The organism is Halothiobacillus neapolitanus c2 (assembly GCF_000024765.1).
Classification (GTDB): Bacteria; Pseudomonadota; Gammaproteobacteria; order Halothiobacillales; family Halothiobacillaceae; genus Halothiobacillus; species Halothiobacillus neapolitanus.
The window spans coordinates 1,599,633-1,624,337 of sequence record NC_013422.1; the positions used below are offsets into that span (position 1 = coordinate 1,599,633).

Sequence of the window (24,705 nt, forward strand, 5' to 3'; positions counted from 1 at the left end):
GTCTTGATCGTTATTGCGATCACCCTAGACTTGCTGGCGAACATCTCGGCACAGCACCCTGATCTTGAGGTGCGCCACCATGTCGACCCGCGCACGGTTATGTACTGTGGCTTTACGAATCCTGCCACCGAAGCATGTGTGCTGCGCTTGATATCGCGCTTGCGTCCGCGCCTGCCGTGAACAGGTTCTTTGCTCACCCATTACTTTGCTCAAGAAGGCCATGGCGTCTTGCCCCTCTTCCCCGACGCAACAAACCCTGATTCAATACCACCCCCAAACTTGTCGCCGTCTCATCCGAGGAGCCCATCGAATCGTGCGAAAACCAAAGTTGCCGAAGGGTGAATTTCAAGCCCAAATAGAATCCCTCACCCTTGAAGGTCGTGGTGTCAGCCACATCGATGGCAAAGCCACATTTATCGGTCGCGCGTTACCGGGCGAGACGGTGCGCTTTATCTACACCAATCGGAAAAAACACTTTGACGAGGGCGATACCGTCGCCGTCGAACAAACCTCACCGGATCGCATCACCCCACCCTGCCCGCACTTTGACCAATGTGGCGGCTGCTCTATGCAACATCTCACCAGCGAGAAACAACTGGCCACCAAAGAACAAGCACTACTCGACCAACTGCAACGCATCGGCAAGGTCAGCCCAGCAACCGTACTGCCTGCATTGGCACGGGCGAATTGGGGTTATCGCCGCAAGGCCCGGCTCGGCGTCAAATACGTACAGAAAAAAGGGCGGGTGATAGTCGGCTTCAGAGAACGACACACCCATTTTCTCTCCGATCTGCAAAACTGCCGCGTGCTTGATCCCCGCGTAGGCGAACGACTGACCGAAATTGGCGAGATCATCCACAGCCTGGAAGCCCGTGAACGCATCCCACAAATCGAAGTGGCCTGCGGCGATGACCGTGTAGCGCTGGTATTTCGCAACCTCGACCCCCTGAGCCAGAGCGATAAGGAAAAGCTCCGGAACTTCGGCACACAGGAAGGCTTCGACATCTACCTTCAACCCGGGAGCAACGACAGCGTTCACCCACTCGACAAAGCGCACGTCGCCCCGCTGACATACGCGCATCCCAGTTTCGATGTCTCCATAGAATTCACGCCACTGGACTTCATCCAGATCAATACGGACGTCAATCGGGCCATGATTGTGCAGGCACTGGAATGGCTGGATGTGCAACCGGGCGATCATGTACTCGACCTTTTCGCCGGACTCGGAAATTTCACCCTACCCATCGCCCGCAAGGCCGCCAAAGTAACCGCCGTTGAGCTAGATGAACACATGGTCAAGCGCGGTGCGCAATCGGCCGCCGCCAACGGCATCACAAATACCGAACATGTCATCGGCAACCTGTTTGAACCCGATCCGACTCATCTCTGGATGCAACAAACCTACGACCGCGTTCTGCTCGACCCACCCCGCGCCGGCGCCGAAGCCATGATGCCGCACATCGCGCGCTTCGCCCCCGAACGGATTGTGTATGTATCCTGTCATCCGGGCTCACTGGCACGCGATGCCCACATCCTGGTACGTGAACACGGCTACCGCCTGATCGCTGCGGGCGTCATGGACATGTTCCCGCATACCAGCCACATTGAATCCATGGCCGTATTCGAGCGAGCAAAGACATAAGTTTGTTTGCTAAAGCCCCGCACGATTGCTAGAATCCGCGCCACTTTCCTGCCCGTCTGTCTAGACGCGCGAAAAAACTGGAGCGGTGTCCGAGTGGTTGAAGGAGCACGCCTGGAAAGTGTGTATACGGTAACCCCGTATCGAGGGTTCGAATCCCTCTCGCTCCGCCATTTTTCATATGTATTCGCTTGATTCTAAAGCGAATTGCAAACAAACCAGACGATCATGCCCACACCCATGCCCACACTTTGATGTTTGGCAGGAAAGTGCGGCTCCATGACCATCCGAATTCGTCTTGTTTTCTTTAGCGAAAAAACATCCCAAATCAGAATCCCTCTGTAGCGTTTGATTGGCTTGGGTTGCTTAGCTTTGCATGCTATCGGAAAAGTTCTGCGCACGCCGATCTCTATTCGTTTTTGAATGAGGGCCAAAAACAATGGCATTGGGTTAAGACAGAAGGGCAGAATGATCGAATTTTACTGGATTGAGGACACGGGAGTTACGAGGCACCCAAAAAAATACGGGTTTGCATCAACTCTTTTTTTTGGCGTGATTCAATTCAAGCAGCGGTAGCCAATACCAGTCGTTAGGGGCGTGCATAACCCATTGCTCTAATTTTTGATCCAGCATGTCAGCAAAATGTCTCGTCCGTTCGGCGGGGCTGCCTTCCCTTGGCAATGGCAAAGGTGACTCAATCACCGCGCGATAGTCACCCTGTTCGGTGGTTTCAAAATGCACAGGCAAAACAGTCATTTGGTGCTTTATTGCTAAGCGCGCCGCAAACCAGCGATTGCCGGCGTATAACGGTTCACGTCCTAGGCGGGGGGCACGAACTTCACCTTCGGCTTCTTCATCGATAAACAAAATCAGATTACTACCCTCATAAATAGCGCGGGCAACTTCGCGCATCGTATGAGGGCCCGCAGGGATTAACTTCCCCGGCTTCCCTTCCGCTAATCGCCAACCCATGCGGACCTTCTGGGTGATCTGTTCGCGTGCACCGGTTTGCGGCACATAGATGTCGCAGAATTGCCCGCCAATGAGTTCCGCTACTCGGCCGATGAGCTCCCACTGCGACAAATGCGCCGTGACGATTAACACTGGGCCCTTGAGCTTTGCAAAGTGTTCGGCACCAGAAATGGTCAAACGATTCGCACGTACCAGCCGATGCAGCACAGGAATTTGTGCCAACACACGTCCCATGCAACCTTGATGTTCGATAATAAACCGCTCGCGTTCTGCCGCATCCTGTATACCCCAAAGCCGTTCGAAATGGTTATGCATTCGCTGAGCCCACTTTCTATTGGCACGAATACCCCTGCGTGCATGGCGTTCGCCTAAGAATGTACCGATTCTGTCCACCCAATTGAGCGGCAGCACCATGAACAAACGCGCGAGCAGCAGATCTTTTGCATCGTTTACATTCATGCTCACCTCATTGCGGCGGTGTTACGCTGGACGCGGTTGGCTCAAGCTGCATGGGTAAGCCGTCTTGTGGGCGCAAGGTGAGTCTGCATTCAATTTCCACCTCATGCCCTACTTTGAGCTTGGCGCGAAAGCGCTGTGCCAGTGTGGCCAGACACAAAATCCCTTCGGTCAGCCCAAAACGCAACCCCAGGCACACCCGAGGCCCGACACTGAAGGGAATGTACACAAACTTGTCGGGGCGGGGCTGCCCGGGCATGAAACGCTCTGGGATGAAGTGATTGGGCTTTTCCCAATACAGATTATGGCGATGCAGCAACCAGGGAATAACCAAAATAATGGAATTTGGCGGCACGGCTTTGCCGCGAATCTCATCGCTGGCGCGTGCCTGTCGGCTCAAAACCGGTACGGGCGGATACAGCCGCAAGGTTTCTTCAAAAATTGCCCGCGTGTATGGCAACTGCGGCACATCCTCAAAGCGCGGTGAGCGATCACCCAGCATTTGGGTTAACTCTTCTTGGAGTTTTTCGGCCACGCGGGGGTAGCGATCCAGCAAATACCAAACCCATGCCAGGCTATTTGCGGTGGTTTCGTGCCCGGCCATAAACATCACAATCGCTTCATTTCGCGCATCGACGCTAGACAGTGGGCAGCGCTTTCCACTGGTTTTTTTGCTGGTGTGTTCGCCCAATAGATAGGAGAGTAAAGTGGGCGATTCGGGTTTGGCGCGCTGCGGATGACGTTCGATGATTTGATCAATCACTGTGTGAATTTTTTGCGCCGCCCGCAGGCTTTGCCACTTAGCCATGGGGTTACCCAACCATTTTAAGTGCGGCAGGCCGAATGAATCAGAGAAATTAAGTTGCTCGATCGCTTTTTGATACTGTGAGAAATTATCGACAACGGTCGCCGCTTCTGCCTCTGAAGTATCGTCGCCAAAAATCGTTCGGCCGATAATGCGCGAGGTCAAGCGCGCCATCTCGTTCAGCATATCGATCGAACTACCCGCCGGCAGGCTTTCCCAGTGATCGGCCAATTCGCGGGCAGAATCCACCATGATGGCCGCGAAATCGGGCAACAGCTCGGATTCAAATGCCGGTGCGCAATACGCGCGGCGCTCTTTCCACACCGCGCCATCGCTCACAAATAAACCATCACCCAATAATGGCTCAAGCGAATGACGCATTTGCGGGCTTTTTTGATCGTAATTATCGTGCTCATCCAAAAACACGCGCCGCACGCTATCCGGGCTGTTACAAATAAAATAATGCTGTTTGAATAATTGGGCGGTAAATGTTTTGCCTTCATACGCCCGCTTGGGCCACAAAACCAATAAATTTTTGCGTAATTTCAAAATAGCCGACCAGTCTTTAAGCCAAGTATCGGGCGGCGCTACCGCGACCGGCGGCGGCTCATTCAAATCACGGTAGGCTTCGGGCAAGCGTTCAAAAGTGCTTTCAGGCATGATTAATCAGTTCCTGAGTTAAATGAGACGGTTCTGTGAGTCGTTGGGCAAAATTGATAACGCTTGGCGAGCCATCCGCGCGGCCAAAAAACACGCCGCGAATTTGCGTTTGCTGCACCAATAAACGAATAAAGTCGGCTAATTGCGTGGCATCCGGCGGTGTCGGGTTCTGCCAAAAATCATCCAGGCTTTGGGTATCCACCAGCTCCGGCACATCATACACACAGGCACCCAGCACCTTAACCGCTCGCCCCATCTGTAACGCCTGCAATCCTGATGTGCTATTAACCGTCACTACGCCCCGCGCCTTGCGCATCATGGCATTCAAATCGCCACCATTGAAATAAAACACCCGCTCGGCAATACCCAACTGACGGGCTTCTTTTTGAATCTGTTTATTCCAGTTGTGCAACCCCGGATCCCAAGGATGGCTTTTAATCAGCAAGTCACATTCTATTGGGGCATGGCGCGCAAACGATGCCAACACAAGCGAGATGGCATCGCCCATACCCGCAAAGGGCGAATAGGCCTGAATTTGAAAATCGTGATTAAGTTGCAAGGGGAACACAAAATACGCCCTGCCCCGCCTATTGATATGTGCAAATAGGCGCAGCGCGGGTTTTTGCTGCCACGCCTTAACCAACAAACTTAACCCCATCGCCGGAAAATAAATCAAAGGATGCGGGCGGGCATCCGATTGTTGATAACGGGGATAAAACACAGAAAAAAACACCGTCGCAAAACTGGCCGCCAAATCGCCCAGCGACATGCGCCAACTGCTGTCGTGATATTTCCGTTGAAAATCCACGGGGGGTAAATTTGCCGCCAATCGCTCAATTTCAGCCAGATCGCGCGGCATGGTCGAATTACCCCCCAAGCCATTGGCTTCAAGCGTAATCCAGTCGGGTCGCAGATAACCAAAGTCGGTCGCCCACACCCGAACGCCCGCCGCTTTGGCGACCTGAACAGCCTCGCGGTGGTATTTGCGTTGCTCGCCCAACAGCACCACATCGGTGGCGTGGGCATCGTGCAGCCATTGGCCAAAAAAGTTCGGCCAATCGGCCAAGGTGCCGCGATAACTCAACGCGCGCCGATCATGCCAAAACAACCAATCGCCCGCACAAAAGTTAATGCGACTCACCCGATGGCTACTCTTTTCGAGCGCATCGCCCACAAGACGAAAAAAAGCAGATGGCATACCCTGCAAAAAAACAAAATGCCGAGATGCTTTTGCTGATTGATTCCATGCCAACTTACTCATGGGCACCTCGAAATACCCGTGATTCGTCGTTCCCGCGAAAGCGGGAACCCAGAAAAGTCAAGGGCGCTGGATTCCCGCCTACGCGGGAATGACGAGTTTTTCGAGATTCCCTCATGACATTTCGCTCTGCTGCGCCTTGAACCAAGCAACAGAACGCGCAAGGCTGGTGGCATAATCCACTGTCCCAAGCGGTGCACCTGCGTTTTGGATGCGCTCAATCGAATGCCCGCAAGTTTTACCGAAAATCTGCACAATCAACGGGTGCAACAAAGGCTCGCCGGACAAGCGCAGCATCGAATGCCCCCCAGCAATCAACCGTGCCGCCATTATCGCTGGCCAATACCCCAAATTCAGAACGATGCCCTTTCCCGCCAACTGCGCCTTGAAATCACGAAGAAACTCGTTCCAGCTCACCGCATATGGATCGCGCGCATTGAACACCGCATTCAAAGCATTCGCGCTCACCCCCGACCAAAGCAACACGTCAAGCAGGTTGTCCACATCGATCAAGCCAGCATGAACCTGCCCGCTGTTGATTTTCAGCATTAATCCCGATACCAGTTCCTTACCTATCCTTGAAATAAACGGGCTGCCGGGCCCTGTGATATTACCGGGCCGAATCACCGTGTACGGAATACCCAAGCGGTCGCATTCAGCACGCATAGTTTTCTCGCCGAGCCGTTTGCTCTCACCGTAGCCAAAGTCGTTGACGGGCAGCGGCATGGACTCATCGGCGGGCCTAACCGGAAAGCCATATACATCCACAGTAGAAACATGCACCAAGCGCCGCAAACGATCATGCGGCGCACGATTTATCGCGGCTATCAGGTTGCAAACCCCTTCGATATTGGCGGCATCGTAATTGGCTCGCTGATCCCAGGTCGCAACATTCGCAGCGCAGTGGAAAATAAAGTCGCAATCGCAAACAGCCTGTTCAAGTGCTGCAAGCGATGACAAATCACCCGGCACAATGGTTAATCTTGATGCGATATCTGGCGGTAATTTTTCGGGCGAACGCGCCAGCACCGTCACACGAGCACCAAACTTCAATAATCGCCGAACCAAATGCCCGCCCAAAAACCCCGTGGCACCTGTCACACACACAGTGGCTCCGGCGTAGTCCGTTGACTGGTTAGCGCAGGCAGCCATGGCTTAATCGTGCCCGTTCATGGTTCATCGGCTTCATTGGCAGCGGCATCTTGCGACTGAGATTTAAACACCTGCTTATCGCGCAAGTTCGGCAACTTATTCAGTAAGGCATAAACGCGCCCCACAATCGGGTTAATCAAATCGTTTGGGCTACGAATCGCAAAGCGAATCGGCTCCAGCCGCGCGCCGGCATCCTGTTTGATTGGGTAGGTTGTTAGCCCCATCTCCAGACGCTTGGCATCCAGATCGATCGTGGTTTGTATTACCGCCTGCACCACATACAAATACAAGCTGTCATTCACCGGCTCAGCGCGGCCAAAATACAGCCAACGCACTTCATCTCGGTCATGCAGCAGTAAAGCGTGACCTACCCAGTTTTCGCCCTTGAAAAAACGCAAGATTTTGGCGTGAGGGCGCAATTGCTGCGATAGCTCCCGATAAAAAGTAGGCGTAAGCACCTCGCGCTGAAACTCATTCGCTCGTTCGTGCACATTCATCCATTGAGCGCATAAGTCATCAGCCAGATGGGCGAAATCATCCAGCAGGTCATGATGAACATCGAGCTCTGCGTTCTTCCTTAAATGATTATTCACCTTGCTGCGGTAATAGCTTTTCAAATCAGCGCGATAGGCCTCGATACTGGGCCAACGAATATCCAGATAAGTATTGGGCAAGCCCATCACCTCGTGATAACCCAAATTTTTCAGAGGCTCAAACAGCCCCTCTTCAGGGGTTTCGAAATCGCGCAGTAGCATTAAAAGCACACCATCCTTCCGCGCCTGCTGCTTGAGTGCCTTATGCAAGGGCTCGACCAAATCGCTCAAGTCAACATCAGGGTGAATCACAAACGGCGGGCTGTTCAAGATAATGGGTGTGCCGCACTCAAGCATCTTTAGCTTCAGAAAATTACTGTAAAACCGGCGGGCTTTAATCAGAAAATTACGCAGCCAAAGCGGGGCGAAAATAGCGATGTCGGTCGTCACCACGTAGCAGGTTGTCGACCCGATGGGTTGATCATCAGCATCAAAAAAGATCACATAGCGGTATGCAAAATCATTGAGATGTGACTGCTCAATAACCCGCCAAAACGCATGTGAAAAGGTAATTGACCGATTCGCAACCAGCCCATCCCACAAAAGAGGATCAATCTGCGTGATCGATGAGAACACCCGCGTTTTGATCATAAGCATCCTTTCCAACCAATATTTTCGACATACGGGAAGCTCGAAAAATTCGTCATTCCCGAGTAGGCGGGAATCCAGCGCCATGATTTTACTGGGTTCCCGCTTTGGCGAGAACGACGAATCACGGGTATTTCGAGGTGCCTATAACCGAAAACCATCGAAGGCTAATGTTTTTCGATGCCCCTTAGTTACCGGCGGAAATGTTTACCACTCGATCAACTGAATATATCGATGAGGTAATAATGGTTAAAAACTTCTGGAACTCAGCCGCTGGCGCATTGGCCACATACAGCACATCTTTGTTTTTCATGGGGAAATTTTGCGCCATGAGCAAAGCCGCTGGATTCATCAAGTTAAGCTGATATACCACCGGTACGTCACCATTTTGAAGGTGTGGAGCGCTTTTGGCGAGCTTGCCCAACACGCCAGGCTGCTCAAATCGAAACACGAACACCGCGCGCGCATCGGCACGGTTATCCAGCAGCCCGCCCGCACGGCCCAATGCCTGAGCCAACGAGATGCCCTGCGCTTCAAAATTCAATTCATCATTTTTAGCAACCGCGCCCAGCACGGTCAGGCTCATCGGCTTGTTCAGAACCGTTATCACGTCATTGGGCGCCAACGCCACATTCTGGGTAGGGTTGTCGATCACCTTGCGCAAGGGCACAGATAAAACCTCTTTACCGCGCGTAATCTGCACCGTTTCTTTATCGACCGGATCTTTTGTTCCCCCTGCCGCCGCCAAAGCATCCAGCAAACGCAAACCCGCCGCAGTGAGTGGCATTCGAATACTTTGCTGCACATCGCCGACAACAGTCACCATGGCACTCGCGTTACTAGGCACCTGCACAAGCACTTGCGGATCATTTGCCAGCCCTTTTAAGGCCTTACGAATACGCGCAGCGACCTGTTGTGGCGAAAGACCGGCGACTTTTATCGTACCGGCGAACGGAATCGAAATGGTCCCATCCGAACTGACGCGCTGAGCCGGGAACGTAACATTGCCTGCGCTTGACCCCATGCCCCCGGTCACGCTCGCCAAGCCGGAAGTAAACAGCACCGGTGGTGGCGCTTCCCAAACACTCACATTCAGCTCATCACCTGGCCCAATGACATAATTGGGTTTTGGCGCGGCAGACAAGCCCAAGGCAAAATTGTCGTGTTTCTGCGCTACTGCGAGCATTTGATTAATTTGTGCATCAATAGGAAGCAATAAAACGGGCGCATTAGGCTTCACTGCCAGGTCAGTGATGTCGTTAGAGGAAGGCCCATCACGCATCATCCAACCCGGTGTCGTTACACAGCCTGACAAGGCAACAATGGGCAGCAAGAGAAGCAAAGTACGATGTAATTTGTTATAAATCATATTTTTAAAATCTTTTTCACAAAGGGATAGATTCGTCCAGGCCATGCAGATTACTGAAATTAGCGCCAAGAATACCGAATAAAGCGTCTGGTTGATGCCTTTTTAACCCAGCTTCGCGCAGAACAATGCTCAACACCAACCGCGTGATGCTACATTCCCAAAATTGCTGTTGATCGCAACTATCAAACTTGGCATAGTTCAAAAGGACATATCGGAAGATTATTGATGATCAAAAAACCTACAAAACTTTTGGGCACCCTGCTTCTGGAACCCAAAGTATTCGGCGATGAACGCGGATTTTTCATGGAAACCTGGAACGCGCAGCGGTATCGGGAATTCGGTCTTGAAGAAAACTTTGTACAAGACAATCTCTCTCGATCACGCCGTGGTGTATTACGTGGATTGCACTTTCAGGAGCCCAACCCGCAGGGCAAACTGGTGTCGGTACTTGATGGCGAAGTCTTTGATGTTGCCGTCGACATCCGGCGCGGATCACCCACGTTCGGTCAATGGGAAGGCTACACCCTGTCGGCGCAGAACAAGTTGCAATTCTATATCCCACCGGGTTTCGCCCATGGCTTTTGCGTGACCAGTGACACAGCCCTCTTTGCCTACAAGTGTACCGAGTTGTATCAGCCAGCCAACGAGGGTGCCATTGCTTGGGACGACCCTGATTTAAACATCCCCTGGCCAATTGATCAGCCCGAGCTTTCTGCCAAAGATGCCAAAGGCATTCGTCTGGCGGATTACCCCTCGGACAAACTACCCCAATTCGACTAGATAACGCGTCACATTCCCTTAACACTTAACCTATTACCATGCCGCCATGAATACACAACCATTCACCTGTTTGATTCTTGGCGACCAAGGGCAAGTGGCTTATGAACTCAAGCGTGAGCTTGCCACCTTGGGGCGCGTAATTGCCGCAAGCAGAAGCACACTCCCCGTCGCAATTGATTTAGCACAACATAATGATTTTGAATCATTGATTAGGCAAACAAAACCGAACTGCATCGTTAATGCAGCCGCCTACACTGCCGTCGACAAGGCCGAACAAGAGCCCGAGTTGGCGATGCGAATCAATGCCGAAGCCGTAGCTGAGTTGGCGCAAGCCGCCGCAAAGGCCAATATTCCGCTCATTCATTACTCAACCGATTATGTCTTTGATGGCACGGCACAACAGCCCTACCAAGAAGACCAACCCACTAATCCGCAAGGCGTATACGGACAGAGCAAGTTGGCAGGTGAGCAAGCCATCGCCGCATCGGGCGCCAACCATTTGATTCTTCGCACCAGTTGGGTTTATGGCACCCGTGGCGGCAATTTTTTACGCACCATGCGCCGCTTGGCACGCGAGCGAGAAGAACTCAGCGTTGTTGCAGATCAAACCGGCTGCCCAACCTGGTCGCGGCACATCGCGCAGGCGACGGCGCAAATCTTGATCCAACTCAAACGCGATCCGTCGCTCATCACCGAACACAGCGGTATTTATCATCTGGTTTCATCCGGCCAAGGCAGTTGGCACGACTTTGCGACCGCGATCATCGAGCATCAGCGCCAGCAAGAAACCATTGCCTGCCAGCGGATTGTGCCCATTACCACCGCGCAATTTCCCACGCCAGCCAAACGCCCGGCGTACTCTGTGCTGAACACCGACAAACTCGCCGAAACCTTTGGTGTTCGCCTCCCCGACTGGCGCGAGGCGTTAAGCCAAGTCAATGCCGAACTCGATCAACCCCACATTTAAACCCACCGGAAGAAACATGAGCGCTCATCCCAGCCAAGCATCGCAAAAAAAACTAATGGTCACCGGTGGCGCCGGCTTTATTGGCTCGGCTGTTGTGCGGCATCTGATCGAAAACACAGACCACATCGTGGTGAATATTGATGCCCTCACCTATGCCGGCAATCTGGAATCAATCGCCGCCGTTGCCAGCAGCCCACGATACCATTTTGAACAAGCCGACATTACCAATGCCGATGCCATGACGGCACTGTTTAATAAGCATCAACCCGACGGCATCTTGCATCTGGCGGCAGAAAGCCATGTCGATCGCTCCATCGACGGCCCTTCCGCTTTTATGCAAACCAACATCATAGGCACCTACACCCTGCTCGAAGCCGCGCGGGCATACTGGAGCGACCTAAGCGATGCCCGCAAAACCGCATTCCGCTTTCAACATATTTCTACCGATGAAGTTTATGGCAGCTTGGGTGAAACCGGCTTATTCACAGAAGAAACCGCCTATCAGCCCAACTCGCCATACTCTGCGAGCAAAGCCGCATCCGATCATCTCGTGCGCGCCTGGCATCACACCTATGGCCTGCCGGTAATCACCACCAACTGCTCAAACAACTACGGCCCCTATCATTTTCCTGAAAAGCTCATTCCGCTGGTGATTCTCAATGCCATCGAAGGCAAGCCCTTACCCGTGTACGGCAAAGGCAACCAAATCCGCGATTGGCTGTATGTGGAAGATCATGCCCGCGCATTGGTGCTGGTGCATGAACAAGGCGCCATCGGCGAGGTATACAACATTGGTGGGCATAACGAGCAGCGTAATATCGAAGTGGTGCAAACCATATGTGATTTGCTAGAAGAACTTAAGCCGGAGAAACCCGCAGGCGTAGCAGCCTACCGGGATCTCATCACGTTCGTGCAAGATCGCCCTGGCCACGACCAGCGCTACGCCATCGATGCCAGCAAAATCCAGCGCGAACTTGGTTGGACGCCAATGGAAACTTTTGAATCTGGGCTCAAAAAAACCGTGCAATGGTATTTGGACAATTCATCGTGGTGGCAGCGGGTGCTAGGAATTGTTAATTGTTAATTGTTAATTGTTAATGGGTGGATTTGAGATGGTGGGCACAGGGAATGTGGTGCTGGATAAGAGTTTCTGTTTTGCCATTCGCATTGTGAATGTTTACAAGTTCTTGGTAAAAGAGCATAGAGAGCATGTGCTTTCAAAACAGTTGTTAAGATCGGGAACATCCGTAGGGGCCAATGCCAATGAAGCGCAAGCAGCACAAAGCAAAGCAGATTTTATTGCCAAAATGTCCATTGCCAGCAAAGAAGCCAGAGAAACGGAATACTGGATACGCCTACTGATATCAACCGGATATCTGGATAAAAAACAACATCATGTACAAACCCTGTTAGAAGAAAGCACAGAAATCTCAAAACTGCTAACAAGCATAGTAAAAACCGCACAACAAAAAGAAAGAAAATGAAATTAAAAATTCACCATTAAACATTGAGCATTGACCATTAAAAATTGACCATTAAAAATTAAAAATTAAACATTGAGAATTAAGCAATGAAAGGCATCATCCTAGCAGGCGGCTCCGGCACACGGCTTTACCCACTGACACAAGTCATCTCAAAGCAACTGCTGCCGGTGTACGACAAACCCATGATCTACTACCCGCTGGGTGTACTCATGCTTGCAAATATCAGAGACATTCTGATTATTACTACACCGCAAGACGCACCGCTGTTCAAAAAACAACTGGGTGATGGCTCCCAGTTTGGCGTGAATTTGAGCTACGCTGAGCAGCCAAGCCCGGATGGTTTAGCACAAGCCTTTATTATTGGAGAAGAATTTATCGGCGATGATAGTGTTTGCCTTATTCTTGGCGACAACATCTTCTGGAGCCAGGATCTCTCCAACAGCATGAAAAAAGCGGCGGCCATCACCGAAGGCGCACATGTGTTCGCCTACCGCGTGGACGATCCCGAACGCTATGGCGTGGTCGAGTTTGATGCAAACAACCGCGTTCTCAGCATCGAAGAAAAGCCCAAAAAACCCAAGTCCAATTTCGCAGTCACCGGCTTGTATTTCTATGGCAACGAAGTAATCGAGATCGCCAAAACCATCAAACCCTCTGATCGAGGCGAGCTTGAAATCACAAGTGTCAATCAGGCCTACATGGAGCGAAACCAACTGGAAGTCACCCTTATGGGCCGCGGTAGCGTATGGCTGGATGCGGGCACCCACGCCTCTTTGCTCGAAGCCGGACAATTCATCGAAATCATCGAGCGGCGCCAAGGGCAAAAAGTGCTCTCGCCCACAGAAATTGGCTACAAAAAAGGCTGGATTGATGATGATTGCGTACGCAAAATTGCCGAACCACTCAAAAAGAACAAAACCGGCAAATATTTGCTTGAAATGATCAAAGAAAACAAATAATTAACGTAATAGTTGAAAAAGCATGTCTCAAGAAGAGCTTAATCGCCTCCATCACGAAAACGCACGTCAGCAGGCCGAGATCATCCATCTCACAGCACTGCTCAATGAGCAGCGTGCCAAGATGGTACGCATATATGGTTCCCGAAGCTGGCGTTACACCCAATTTTTACGATCAATCGATGGCCTGATACATAAATACTTATTAGGCAGCACGCGTATTGATCTGGTACCCATACACCAACTGGAACTAAACAACACCCCGAAAGGAAAAGTTTGGGTTTCAACCGGAGAAGACCCCCAGTTTTTAATCAGAGCACACAACCCGGCCGTGCTTAAACAAACCGGCTGGGCGCAACTTGAATTCCAGCTTCGCTGCGATGAACCGCTGCCGATGCAACTGTTTATCGATTATGGGCAAGGCTACAAAGACGATATCGTCATCAACCATCACGCCGATACCTCGGGCTTGATTCAAATTCCGCTCTACATTCCAGTGGAACTACTAGACATCCGTTTTGACCCAGCGGCGCATCCCACCGAGTTCAAAATATCCGGCGTACGGCTCAAACGCCTCAAACACCCACCCGCAAATCAAGATTCAGCAAATCAAGGCGCATACAGCCACCTTGCGTCTATTGCCGACATTGGTTTTCATCTCGAAGCCTCCAATCAAATCACCCGCTCCCTTACCGACAGCCGCCATTGGCTCTCCCACGGTGAAGACCCCTACTTCACGCTCCAATACAAAAACACCCAAGCATTAAAACCCGGCTGGCATTGCGCCAAACTCAATATCACCACCGAGGCGCAAAAGGGAATAGCCAAATTCTATTTCGACACCGGTAGTGGCTATAACGAAGCCCAAACATTGGCCATACCCTTTGAGAGTGGCATGCTCATTGAGCGTGTTATTTATTGCAAAGAAACCATCAAAACCATCCGCTTTGATCCCATTGACTTTAAAGGTGGCTTCAAACTAGAAGCGCTCGATTTCAAATCTATTGATACAACACAAGCCGAAGAAACCATGCGTCACCGCATTGCCGAACAACATCCAGATTTTGTAGGTACATCACCTGCCGAATTTGAACAACGACTCGACGAAGTCATCCGGGCAATGCAACCGGATGCCACCACCCCAAAAACAGACACCCTGATCACGCTCTACAACCAAACATTCGACACCCGCCCGGGTGCCATAGCTTATGATCAATGGATTGAGCAGGTAGAACAGGCACAACTCCCCACACAAGCAACCGTACAGGCATTTTTATCCAGCCAATCGACACCTGTAATCATTTCCATTGTCATGCCGGTATACAACACGCCCGAAAAATACCTGCGTTTATGTATCGACTCCGTTCGCGCACAATCGTATCCGCATTGGGAACTGTGCATCGCCGATGACAAATCGCCCCAACCCCATGTAAAAAAAGTACTCGACGAGTACATAAAAAAAGACAAACGCATCAAGGTTGTCTACCGACCACAAAACGGCCATATTTCAAAAGCATCCAACAGCGCACTCAAATTGGCAACGGGCGAATATGTCGCCCTGCTCGATCACGATGATGCCCTGCCGGAACACGCCCTGTATTTCATGGCACAAGCCATTGCAGAGCATCCAGAAGCACAAATCCTGTACAGCGATGAAGACAAAATCGACATCCACGGCCAGCGCAGCGAGCCACACTTTAAAAGCGATTGGAACCCCGACCTGTTCTATTCTCAGAATTATGTTTCCCACCTCGGCGTATACAAACGCGAATTACTCCAGCGCATCAATGGATTCCGCACCGGCGTAGAAGGCAGCCAAGATCAAGACCTACTCCTGCGTTGCCTGCCGCATGTCAAAGCCGAACAAATTATCCACATCCCGAAAATCCTCTACCACTGGCGCACCCTAGAAGGCTCCACCGCCATGGCCTCGGGCGAAAAATCCTACACCACCGATGCGGGCATCAAAGCACTCAGCGATTTTTTTGAAAAAAATGGTCCCGCAGGAATTAAAATAGAACAAGGACTGGTGCCAAACACCTACCGCGTACACTGGCCTATTCCCAACCCCGCGCCACTCGTGAGCCTGCTCATCCCCACGCGTGATCGTAAAACCATTACCGAAATCGCCGTGCGCAGCATTCTGGATAAAACCACCTACCCCAATTACGAAATCATTATTCTGGATAACGGCAGTGAGGAACCAGAAACCCTAGACTGGTTTGCCGCCATCCAGCAGGAAGACGAGCGCGTAAAGGTTTTGCGTTACGACCACCCATTCAACTATTCCGCCATCAACAACTTTGGCGCACAACACGCCAAAGGCAGCCTGATTGGCCTGATTAACAACGATGTCGAAGTCATCAGTCCCGATTGGCTCACCGAAATGGTCAGCCACGCGCTGCGGGAAGATATTGGCTGCGTGGGCGCCAAACTCTATTACAGCAACGACACACTGCAACACGCAGGCGTAATTCTAGGGATTGGCGGGGTTGCAAACCACTCGCACAAAAATTCCAAACGCGACTCACCCGGCTATTTTGCCCGATTGATCGTTGCGCAAAATTTCTCAGCAGTAACCGCTGCATGTCTGATTATTCGCAAATCGGTTTACGACCAAGTCGGCGGGCTCGACGAAGTCAACCTCAAGGTCGCCTTTAACGATGTTGATTTCTGCCTCAAAGTACGGGAAGCGGGGTACCGAAACCTCTGGACACCCTATGCCGAACTGTATCACCATGAATCCATCAGCCGAGGCACCGAAGACAGTCCAGAGAAACAAGCTCGCTTCCGAGGCGAGGTAGAATTCATGCAATCCAAATGGGGTGATGCCCTGAAATTGGATCCCTTTTACAGCCCGAATCTGACTCAGGATCGGGAAGATTTTTCAATAGGCAATTAAAACAATGAAAAAGTTCTTATTCATACACATACCCAAAGCAGCTGGAAGCTCGGTAAATAAATTATTTTTGGATGCCTTAGGATTAGAAAACTGCGCAATCCATTTAGAAAGTAGATCTGAGTGGCGAAACGAAGAAGAAAGAAAAAATCTAATCACCCAAAAATCATTTTTATCTGGCCACATAACATTTAGCGAATTCGAGAAAAAAACCAACTTCGATCAGTATTTTAGCTTTGCTTTTCTCCGCGACCCTTACACACACCTAATTTCACATTTATCGTGGATAAGAAAACTATCTGACCCAGGCCAAGAGACAAGATTTAATGAGCATCCTGAGTACATTCAGAATCTGTCAAAAAAATTATTCTCAACAAATCTTCAGAGCACAGTTGAACTAGAAGATCTAGTTGTAAACTTAACACCCCAAGAATTCTCACTTCTTGATAATGTACAAACAAGATACTTAAGAAACAATAACAATCCACGCCCCGTGGACGAAATTGATGCAATAGATGCAATTAAAAACATTTCAAAAATTAGCCATATTGGAACCATGGAAAACATAGATTCAGATTTATCTGAAATAAGTATGGCTCTTGTTTCAAAAAAAATAGATAAAGCCCCCATTGAAAACATGAACCCTAATAGCTATGGCCTAAACCAAGATGTTGTAAAAAAAGCCACGAGATTGCTGAATCTTATTAAACATGATTTAGTGTTATATGATTTTGTCAAGAACAAAAAAAACGGGGTAATTAAATTCAATCAAGTTCAAAAAAACTCATACTCATCGGGCGATGAATTTCAATTATTCAATCCGTTCACATCTAAAGTTAAATCATCGATTTATTTTGGTAAAAAAATCGAATGTAAGTTGCTATCCAAACAAATGTTTGAAAGGTTTGAACCATGGTTCTGGAATGGTGACATTGATATTAATCAACTCGAAAAATCAGGAGCATACAATATCCCCGAGACTAAAATATGTTTCTTTGAAGATCTTAACCTGATGGCGCATGGCGTCCTTTTTTATGAAGATAAAATATTATCCGATCCAAGTATACATCTATCGCCAGCTCAGCTCAAAGCAGGGGGAATAAACCCTAATGTATTTGAATTAAATAATAAAAATATTATTTTACAAAAAAATCTTCGCATATCAAAAATCACAGGTGAGGCTATTCCAATTTCACGACCTGGTGAGGCAGTTTATGGCCATTGGTTGGTAGACATACTTCCACGAGTTATTTTGGCAAAACATGAAGGGTATGAATGCCCTTTAATCTCAACCATCCACATTCCAAACTATGCAAGAGATTTACTTTCCCTGATCGGCTTTGATGATAAGAATATTATAACTTATAAGCCTGCCGTCGAATATGTGGAAATTGAAAAAGCAATTGTTCCATCTTACCTTAGACAAGAAAGTGGATTTTCTAATTTAATGTCACTAACATCGAATGCCTTTTCTGCATATTGGTCGGATAAAAGTGAAAAAAAAATATTTGTCAGCAGAGGGGATTATAACAGCAACCAAACCCTAGTTAATCGCGCTGAATTAATTCAACTTCTTGAAAAACATGGTTTTGATATTATCGAACCCCACAAACTTGACATTAAAGAGCAGATAAGTAAGTTTTCGGAGGCAGATCTTGTAATTGGTGAGTATGGCTCTGCTATGCATAACACTATTTTTTGCAAGCCTAATACCAGAGTGATTGTTTTGCAATCCGCAACGCCCTTACCGTTTGTCCAAGCAGGTCTAGGGCGGGCGTTAAATCACCCAACAGGATTCTTATTTGGCACCCCCTCACCAAGTCACGATACGGTTAATAAGGGCAGATCGTTTATAGCACCCTTGGATGAATTAAAAGTAATCCTTGAGAAATACACATAAAAATATTTTAAATTGGAACTTTTATGCAAAAAAAATCCCACCTGGCCGCCCTCGAAGCCGAGTCTATCCACATCATCCGTGAGGTGGTGGCGGAGTTCGAGAACCCTGTGATGCTTTATTCCATTGGCAAGAACTCTGCCGTGATGCTGCATTTGGCGATGAAGGCGTTTTACCCCGGTAAGCCGCCCTTCCCGATTATGCATGTCGATACGCTGTGTAAGTTTCGTGAGATGTACGCCATGCGCGATCAGATCACCGAAAAACATGGTTTGCAGTTGTTGGTGCATGTGAATGAAGAAGGCCGTGCGGCGGGCGTGAACCCGTTTACCCACGGCAGCAAGGTACACACCGACATCATGAAAACCGAGGGCTTGAAGCAGGCGGCGTGAAACGGTAGCTTACCCAACCACTAGAACCCCAAGCATCCTGGAGGGCAATATGCCAATAATTTCAATGTTTTATGGCATTATCGTAAAAATGTATTTGCTGGATAATAAGCAACATAATTTGCCGCATATTCATGTAAATACGCTGAATTTGAGTGCGTGTTTGCCATCGAAACGGGCGATGTTTTAATCGGAAATCTTCCACGAAAACAATTGCGCTTGGTGCAAGCCTGGATTGAACTACACACCGATGAGTTGCTTGCCGATTGGGAAATTGCGTTATCCGGTGAATTGCCCTATAAAATTGATCCACTCTAGTAAGAAGTTTTGACATATGTATTGGGATGTTAAACAAGTTGAAGTAAAAGATGTCCATAAACTCTTTGTGATTTTTGAGGATGGCAAGGCCGGAATGTTTAATCTTTCGCCCTATCTGGACTTTGGTGTGTTTAAAGAACTACAGAACAATGCCTATTTCAAACAGGTGAGCATTGAACACGGCGCAGTTACTTGGCCGCATGGGCAGGACATCGCCCCCGAAACGCTATACGCAGAAACAATTAATCAGTAAGCAAACTAACCCAACGTAATTCCCGCGTAGGCGGGAATCCAGAGCCTTGATTTTTCTGGGCCCCCGCTTGCGCGGGAACGACGAATCACGAGTATTTCGAAGTGGCCTATAGAACCTTTGGGAAGCTAGAAAAACTCGTCATTCCCGCGGAAGCGGGAATCCAGAGCCTTGATTTTCCTGGGTTCCCGCCTTCGCGGGAACGACGAATCACGGGTATTTCGAGGTACCCAATGGTTTAATCACTAACGTAACATATGGAAAGCACTACCAATCTTCGCAACACGTATTTGAGTATATTATGAACACAAAATCCCACCTAGCCGCCCTCGAAGCCGAGTCCATCCATATCATCCGTGAGGTGGTGGCGGAGTTCGGGAACCCTGTGATGCTTTATTCCATCGGCAAGGATTCTGCCGTGATGCTGCATTTGGCGATGAAGGCGTTTTACCCCGGTAAGCCGCCCTTCCCGATTATGCATGTCGATACGCTGTGGAAGTTTCGTGAGATGTACGTCATGCGCGATCAGATCACCGAAAAACACGGTTTGCAGTTGTTGGTGCATGTGAATGAAGAAGGCCGCGCGGCGGGCGTGAACCCGTTTACCCACGGCAGTAAGGTGCATACCGACATCATGAAAACCGAGGGTTTGAAGCAGGCGCTAACCAAGTATCGTTTTGATGCGGTGTTCGGTGGCGCACGGCGGGATGAGGAAAAATCTCGCGCCAAAGAGCGGGTGTTTTCGTTCCGGGATAAAAATCATCGTTGGGACCCGAAAAACCAGCGCCCGGAATTGTGGAATATTTACAATGGCCGCACGCACAAGGGCGAGAGCATTCGGGTGTTCCCGATCTCGAACTGGACGGAGCTGGATGTGTGGCTATATGTGCATCAGGAAAATATCCCTGTTGTGCCGTTGTATTTTGCCGCCGAGCGCCCCGTGGTTGAGCGGGATGGCACCTTGATTATGGTGGATGATGACCGTATGCCGCTGAACCCCGGTGAAGAACCGCGCATGGAGAAGGTGCGTTTCCGTACCTTGGGCTGCTACCCGCTTACCGGTGCGGTACGCTCCAATGCCAGTACGGTACCGGAGGTGATTCAAGAGATGTTGCTCACCAATACCTCCGAGCGCCAGGGGCGCTTGATTGATCAAGACGGTGCCGGTTCGATGGAACAGAAAAAACGCGAGGGGTATTTCTAATGAGCCAAGTTACCAACCCATCTTCTGGGCAGTCGGCACACCATGCCGCTGAACTGATTCGCAAGGATATTAACGCCTATCTTGATACCTATTTGCACCATGACATGCTGCGGTTTTTAACCTGCGGCAGTGTGGATGATGGCAAAAGCAGCCTGATCGGCCGCTTGTTGTATGACAGTAACCAGATTTTTGAAGACCACATGCAAGCGTTGCAAAAAGACAGCGCCAAGGTGGGTACGACGGGTGAAATGGTGGATTTGGCGTTGCTGGTCGATGGCCTGGAATCCGAGCGCGAGCAAGGCATTACTATTGATGTGGCCTACCGTTATTTCACCTCGGAAAAACGCAAGTTCATTATTGCCGATACGCCGGGGCACGAACAGTACACGCGCAATATGGCGACGGGTGCTTCTACGGCCGATGTGGCGGTGATTCTGGTGGATGCGCGCAAGGGCTTGCTGGCGCAAACCAAACGCCACAGTTTTATTGTGAATCAGCTTGGCATCCGCCAGGTGATTGTGGCGATCAATAAAATGGATTTGGTGCAGTACGATCAGGCTACGTTTGATCGGCTGTGTGAGGAGTATAAAAACGAGATTGCCTCGCATCTGCATTTCTCCGAGGTGCATTTTGTGCCGGTTTCAGCTTTGCTGGGCGATAACGTGGTGTATGCCGGTACGGCAATGCCTTGGTACACCGGCCCTACCTTCATGAGCCTGCTTGAAACCATTGAGATTATCCAGCCCGAGGCCAAAGCGCCCTTTCGCTTGATGGTGCAGTATGTGAATCGGCCAAACTTGGATTTTCGTGGCTACAGCGGCACGGTGTCTTCCGGCACGGTGCGCGTGGGTGATGAGGTTATGGTGTTGCCCTCGGGCAAGAAGGCGAAGATTAAATCTATCGTGACTTACGATGGCAATCTGGAGGCCGCTGAACTGGGCGCGGCGATTACCCTGACCTTGGATGATGAAATTGATATCAGTCGGGGCGATGTGTTGTGCCATCCGTTTGCGCCGCCGGAAGTGAGCGATGTGCTTTCAGTGAAGCTGGTGTGGATGGGCGAGCAGGCGATGGTGCCGGGCAAGCGCTATCTGTTCAAATCTGGCACGCGTACCACGAGTGGTGAGTTTATTCGCATCGATCATCAGGTGGATGTGAATACCTATCAACACCAACCCGCCGCACAGATGCCGCTCAATGGTATCGGCCAATGCGTGTTGCAACTCGATGCACCGTGGGCATTCGATGCCTACCGCACGAATAAGGATATGGGCAGTTTTATCGTTATCGACCGCATGAGTAATGCCACGATGGGCGCGGGGATGATCCGCGTGGCCGTGGATGACCGCAGTACGTTGATGCACCGCCCCGATACGGACTACGCCGAGTTTGAGCGTGAATTAAATCAACTGATTCGCAAGCACTTTCCGCATTGGCATGCGCTGGATATTACGGGTTAGTGCCTTGCAATGAATCTTGAGCAAATTGCGGTTTTAATTAGCCTAATTGGGCTGATTGCCGTGTTGATTCATGGGCGCATCCAAACCGGCATGGCTTTTAGCGTGCTTGCGTTGGGCTATTACGCTACCGGCATGATTAGCCTCAACGATTTGCTAACGAGCTACGCCGACCCTTCGTTGGCTGTGTTGGTGCTGCTGATGCTGGTTTCTGTTGCGCTCGAAAAAACGATTCTGTTGGAGCAAATTGGCGCGAAGTTACTGAGCGGCAGTTATTTTGCTGCGCTTTTTCGATTAATGTCGGTCACGTCGATTTTTTCGGGGTTTTTGAACAATACGGCGGTGGTGGCTTCTTTGCTCGGCATTATTAGCCAGAACAAACGCTTTGCGCCGTCGCGCTTGCTGATCCCGCTCTCGTATGCTGCATTGTTCGGCGGTGTGCTAACCCTAATCGGCACCTCGACGAACTTGATGATCAACGGTTTTGCCGAACGCGCAGGTATGGCCCCTTTGGGCTTGTTCAGCTTCGCGCTGGTGGGTGTGCCGGTGATGATTGTGGGTATTATTACGGTGATGCTGCTTTCCCGCTGGCTGCTGCCCGAACATCAGGGCGAAGCTACCAAGGCGGGTTCTTATTTTCTTGAAGCGCAGGTAGAGGCCGGTTCGTCTCTTATTGGCAAGAGCGTGCTGGATAATCAACTGCGCAGCCTGGATGGGTTGTTTCTGGTTGAGATTTTGCGTGGCACACATCTAATTTCTCCGGTTGAACCGGGGGAGATCATCGAGGCAAGCGATATTCTGATTTTTGCCGGTGAGGTGGATCGTATTTATCTGCTCAACCGCTTTGATGGGCTTTCGCTGTTCGAAGCCCCCGTCAATATATTGCAGAGTAATTTGGTTGAAGTGGTGGTGGTGGCCGATTCGATGCTGGTTGATCGCACCATCCGCGATGTAAATTTTCGGGCATTGTTTGATGCTGCCGTGGTGGGGATTCGTCGTGGGGAGCGGCGTTTATCGGGCAAAATTGGCACCATTCCGCTCAAGGCCGGTGATTCACTCACTTTGGCCGTGGGGCCAGACTTTGCTAGCCGTCGTAACTTGGATCGTAATTTTTATTTACTCAAAGGCGGCAGCCGCAAAGCCCGCCTGAACTTAACGCAAAGTTACAGTGTGTTCGCCGGGTTTATCGGTGTGATTATTCTGGCCGCAGTCAACGCGCTGCCCTTGTTCATGGGTCTAGGCGTTTTTATCGTGGGTTTGCTGGCAGTTAAGTTCATCAGCGTGAGTGAACTGCGGCGGCGGTTTCCGTTTGAACTGTTATTGGTGATTGGCTCGGCGCTCGTCTTATCGCATGTAATGACAAGCTCCGGCCTTGCCGAGCTGGCGGCCAACGCCTTGCATCTTGTGTTGCAAGGGCAACCGGCCCTGTATGCGCTGATTGCCATTTACCTCACCACTTTGGTGCTGACCGAGTTAATGTCGAATAACGCGGCGGCGGCGATGGTCTTCCCCATTGCGTTCAGCTTGGCGCAGAGCATGGGCGTGAGCCCTTTGCCTTTTGTAATGGCCTTGGTGTTCGGCGCCAGCGCGAGTTTTATTACGCCGTTTGGCTATCAAACCCATTTGATGGTGTACACCCCGGGGCGCTACCGTTTTATGGATTTTGTGCGCATCGGCGTACCCGTTTCCGTGGCATATAGTGCAACGGTATTGACCGTTCTACCCTTTGCCTTTCCGTTTCACCCGCAATGAATGCTCCGTATGATTATTAGGACTTACGCAAAAATAAGTTTTAGCACCCTCTCCCCTCGTGGGAGAGGGCTGGGGAGAGGGGGCGGGGATGACTGTAAAAACAGAGGCTTACACCAGCCTTCTCACCCCCTCCCCAACCCTCCCCCGTCAAGGGGGAGGGAGTTAAATCTGCTCGCCACGTAAGTCCTAATTATGATTCACGCACACGGGCATTCAACATAACAGGTTAAATAAAACCATGAGCGATATTGTTTGGCATGAACATGCCATCAGCAAAACAGACCGCGCCAACATGAATGCACAAAGGCCGGTACTGTTGTGGTTCACGGGATTAAGTGGTTCAGGCAAATCGACGATTGCCGGTGCACTTGAACACGCGCTCTTCCAGCAAGGCCAACGCACTTATCTGCTCGATGGCGATAATGTGCGCCACGGATTGAATAGCGATTTAGGCTTCAGCGACGCAGACCGGGTTGAAAACATACGCCGTATCGGTGAAGTAGCCAAGCTGATGGTCGATGCCGGTTTGATTGTGTTGGCAGCATTCGTTTCCCCGTTTCGTGCCGACCGCGCCCTTGTTCGCAGCTTGTTGGCAGAAGGCGAGTTTATCGAAGTCCATGTCGATACCCCGCTGGCCGTGTGTGAAGCCCGTGACCCTAAAGGTTTATACAAAAAAGCACGCGCTGGTGAGATCAAACACTTTACCGGCATCGATTCTGACTACGAACCACCGCAGCAGCTCGAGATTTTGTTAGATACGGGAAAACACACTGTTGAAGAATGTGTTGAACAGATATTGGCCTACATGAGTGCGAACGGGTATTTTAAACGTTGACTGAAGGTGCACATTTAACCAGTTT

19 protein-coding genes, 1 tRNA gene and 2 pseudogenes are annotated in these 24,705 nt (G+C 50.3%); 16 read left to right on the top strand and 6 right to left on the bottom strand.

Annotated elements, in window-relative coordinates; genetic code table 11:
• Positions 1-313 precede the first annotated feature (313 nt).
• Together rlmD and HNEAP_RS07420 are read left to right on the top strand one after the other, a co-directional pair.
• Positions 314-1,642, top strand: coding sequence for a 23S rRNA (uracil(1939)-C(5))-methyltransferase RlmD (gene rlmD / locus HNEAP_RS07415; RefSeq protein WP_012824346.1), 1,329 nt, complete (start codon positions 314-316; stop codon positions 1,640-1,642).
• 79 nt (positions 1,643-1,721) lie between these two features.
• Positions 1,722-1,812 (top strand) — tRNA-Ser (locus tag HNEAP_RS07420).
• A 361-nt stretch (positions 1,813-2,173) separates the two neighbouring features.
• Here the strand turns inward: HNEAP_RS07420 and HNEAP_RS07425 are convergent.
• The 6 genes from HNEAP_RS07425 to HNEAP_RS07450 form a co-directional block, all read right to left on the bottom strand.
• Positions 2,174-3,070 carry a lysophospholipid acyltransferase family protein gene (locus tag HNEAP_RS07425; RefSeq protein ID WP_012824347.1) on the bottom strand — a complete coding sequence of 299 codons (897 nt, stop codon included), beginning with the start codon at positions 3,068-3,070 and terminating at the stop codon, positions 2,174-2,176.
• Positions 3,071-3,077: 7 nt separating this feature from the next.
• Complete coding sequence (locus HNEAP_RS07430) at positions 3,078-4,532, bottom strand: cytochrome P450 (RefSeq protein WP_012824348.1); 1,455 nt, start codon at positions 4,530-4,532, stop codon at positions 3,078-3,080.
• Positions 4,525-5,793, bottom strand: a complete 1,269-nt coding sequence (locus HNEAP_RS07435) for a capsule biosynthesis protein (RefSeq protein ID WP_012824349.1) — start codon at positions 5,791-5,793, stop codon at positions 4,525-4,527. Before HNEAP_RS07435 ends, HNEAP_RS07430 begins: the two co-directional genes overlap by 8 nt.
• Before the next feature lie 111 nt (positions 5,794-5,904).
• The gene (locus tag HNEAP_RS07440; RefSeq protein ID WP_081441123.1) at positions 5,905-6,942 is read right to left on the bottom strand and encodes an NAD-dependent epimerase/dehydratase family protein; all 1,038 of its coding nucleotides are present in this window, start codon (positions 6,940-6,942) and stop codon (positions 5,905-5,907) included.
• 17 nt (positions 6,943-6,959) lie between these two features.
• A complete protein-coding gene (locus HNEAP_RS07445; RefSeq protein WP_012824351.1) occupies positions 6,960-8,126 on the bottom strand; it encodes a peptidogalycan biosysnthesis protein in 1,167 nt (388 codons plus the stop codon).
• Positions 8,127-8,310: 184 nt separating this feature from the next.
• On the bottom strand, positions 8,311-9,492 hold the full coding sequence (locus tag HNEAP_RS07450; RefSeq protein WP_041600399.1) for a polysaccharide biosynthesis/export family protein: 1,182 nt from the start codon (positions 9,490-9,492) through the stop codon (positions 8,311-8,313).
• Positions 9,493-9,717: 225 nt separating this feature from the next.
• On the opposite strand from HNEAP_RS07450, the gene rfbC reads away from it, so the two are divergent.
• The 14 genes and pseudogenes from rfbC (at position 9,718) to cysC (ending at position 24,680) form a co-directional block, all read left to right on the top strand.
• On the top strand, positions 9,718-10,272 hold the full coding sequence (gene rfbC, locus HNEAP_RS07455) for a dTDP-4-dehydrorhamnose 3,5-epimerase (RefSeq protein WP_012824353.1): 555 nt from the start codon (positions 9,718-9,720) through the stop codon (positions 10,270-10,272).
• A 46-nt stretch (positions 10,273-10,318) separates the two neighbouring features.
• Positions 10,319-11,239, top strand: a complete 921-nt coding sequence (rfbD, locus tag HNEAP_RS07460) for a dTDP-4-dehydrorhamnose reductase (protein ID WP_012824354.1) — start codon at positions 10,319-10,321, stop codon at positions 11,237-11,239.
• A gap of 16 nt (positions 11,240-11,255) precedes the next feature.
• Positions 11,256-12,323, top strand: a complete 1,068-nt coding sequence (rfbB, locus tag HNEAP_RS07465; RefSeq protein WP_012824355.1) for a dTDP-glucose 4,6-dehydratase — start codon at positions 11,256-11,258, stop codon at positions 12,321-12,323.
• 13 nt (positions 12,324-12,336) lie between these two features.
• Complete coding sequence (locus tag HNEAP_RS07470; RefSeq protein ID WP_208107170.1) at positions 12,337-12,723, top strand: four helix bundle protein; 387 nt, start codon at positions 12,337-12,339, stop codon at positions 12,721-12,723.
• A gap of 86 nt (positions 12,724-12,809) precedes the next feature.
• A complete protein-coding gene (gene rfbA, locus HNEAP_RS07475) occupies positions 12,810-13,682 on the top strand; it encodes a glucose-1-phosphate thymidylyltransferase RfbA (RefSeq protein WP_012824357.1) in 873 nt (290 codons plus the stop codon).
• 22 nt (positions 13,683-13,704) lie between these two features.
• Positions 13,705-16,581 carry a glycosyltransferase family 2 protein gene (locus HNEAP_RS07480; protein WP_012824358.1) on the top strand — a complete coding sequence of 959 codons (2,877 nt, stop codon included), beginning with the start codon at positions 13,705-13,707 and terminating at the stop codon, positions 16,579-16,581.
• 4 nt (positions 16,582-16,585) lie between these two features.
• Entirely contained in the window at positions 16,586-18,478 is a 1,893-nt protein-coding gene (locus tag HNEAP_RS07485) for a glycosyltransferase 61 family protein (RefSeq protein WP_012824359.1), read from the top strand.
• Positions 18,479-18,501: 23 nt separating this feature from the next.
• Positions 18,502-18,861, top strand: a pseudogene (locus HNEAP_RS07490) (phosphoadenosine phosphosulfate reductase domain-containing protein); the annotation flags it as partial.
• A gap of 94 nt (positions 18,862-18,955) precedes the next feature.
• Positions 18,956-19,182: pseudogene (locus HNEAP_RS07495) on the top strand (DUF4160 domain-containing protein).
• 16 nt (positions 19,183-19,198) lie between these two features.
• Positions 19,199-19,435, top strand: coding sequence for a DUF2442 domain-containing protein (locus tag HNEAP_RS07500; RefSeq protein ID WP_012824361.1), 237 nt, complete (start codon positions 19,199-19,201; stop codon positions 19,433-19,435).
• A gap of 298 nt (positions 19,436-19,733) precedes the next feature.
• A complete protein-coding gene (gene cysD / locus HNEAP_RS07505; protein WP_012824362.1) occupies positions 19,734-20,636 on the top strand; it encodes a sulfate adenylyltransferase subunit CysD in 903 nt (300 codons plus the stop codon).
• Positions 20,636-22,096: a sulfate adenylyltransferase subunit CysN gene (cysN, locus tag HNEAP_RS07510; RefSeq protein WP_012824363.1), complete on the top strand. Its 1,461-nt coding sequence runs from the start codon at positions 20,636-20,638 to the stop codon at positions 22,094-22,096. The genes cysD and cysN overlap by 1 nt, the downstream gene beginning before the upstream one ends.
• 9 nt (positions 22,097-22,105) lie before the next feature.
• Entirely contained in the window at positions 22,106-23,845 is a 1,740-nt protein-coding gene (locus HNEAP_RS07515; protein ID WP_012824364.1) for an SLC13 family permease, read from the top strand.
• A gap of 238 nt (positions 23,846-24,083) precedes the next feature.
• Positions 24,084-24,680, top strand: coding sequence for an adenylyl-sulfate kinase (gene cysC / locus HNEAP_RS07520; protein WP_012824365.1), 597 nt, complete (start codon positions 24,084-24,086; stop codon positions 24,678-24,680).
• Positions 24,681-24,705: the final 25 nt, after the last annotated feature.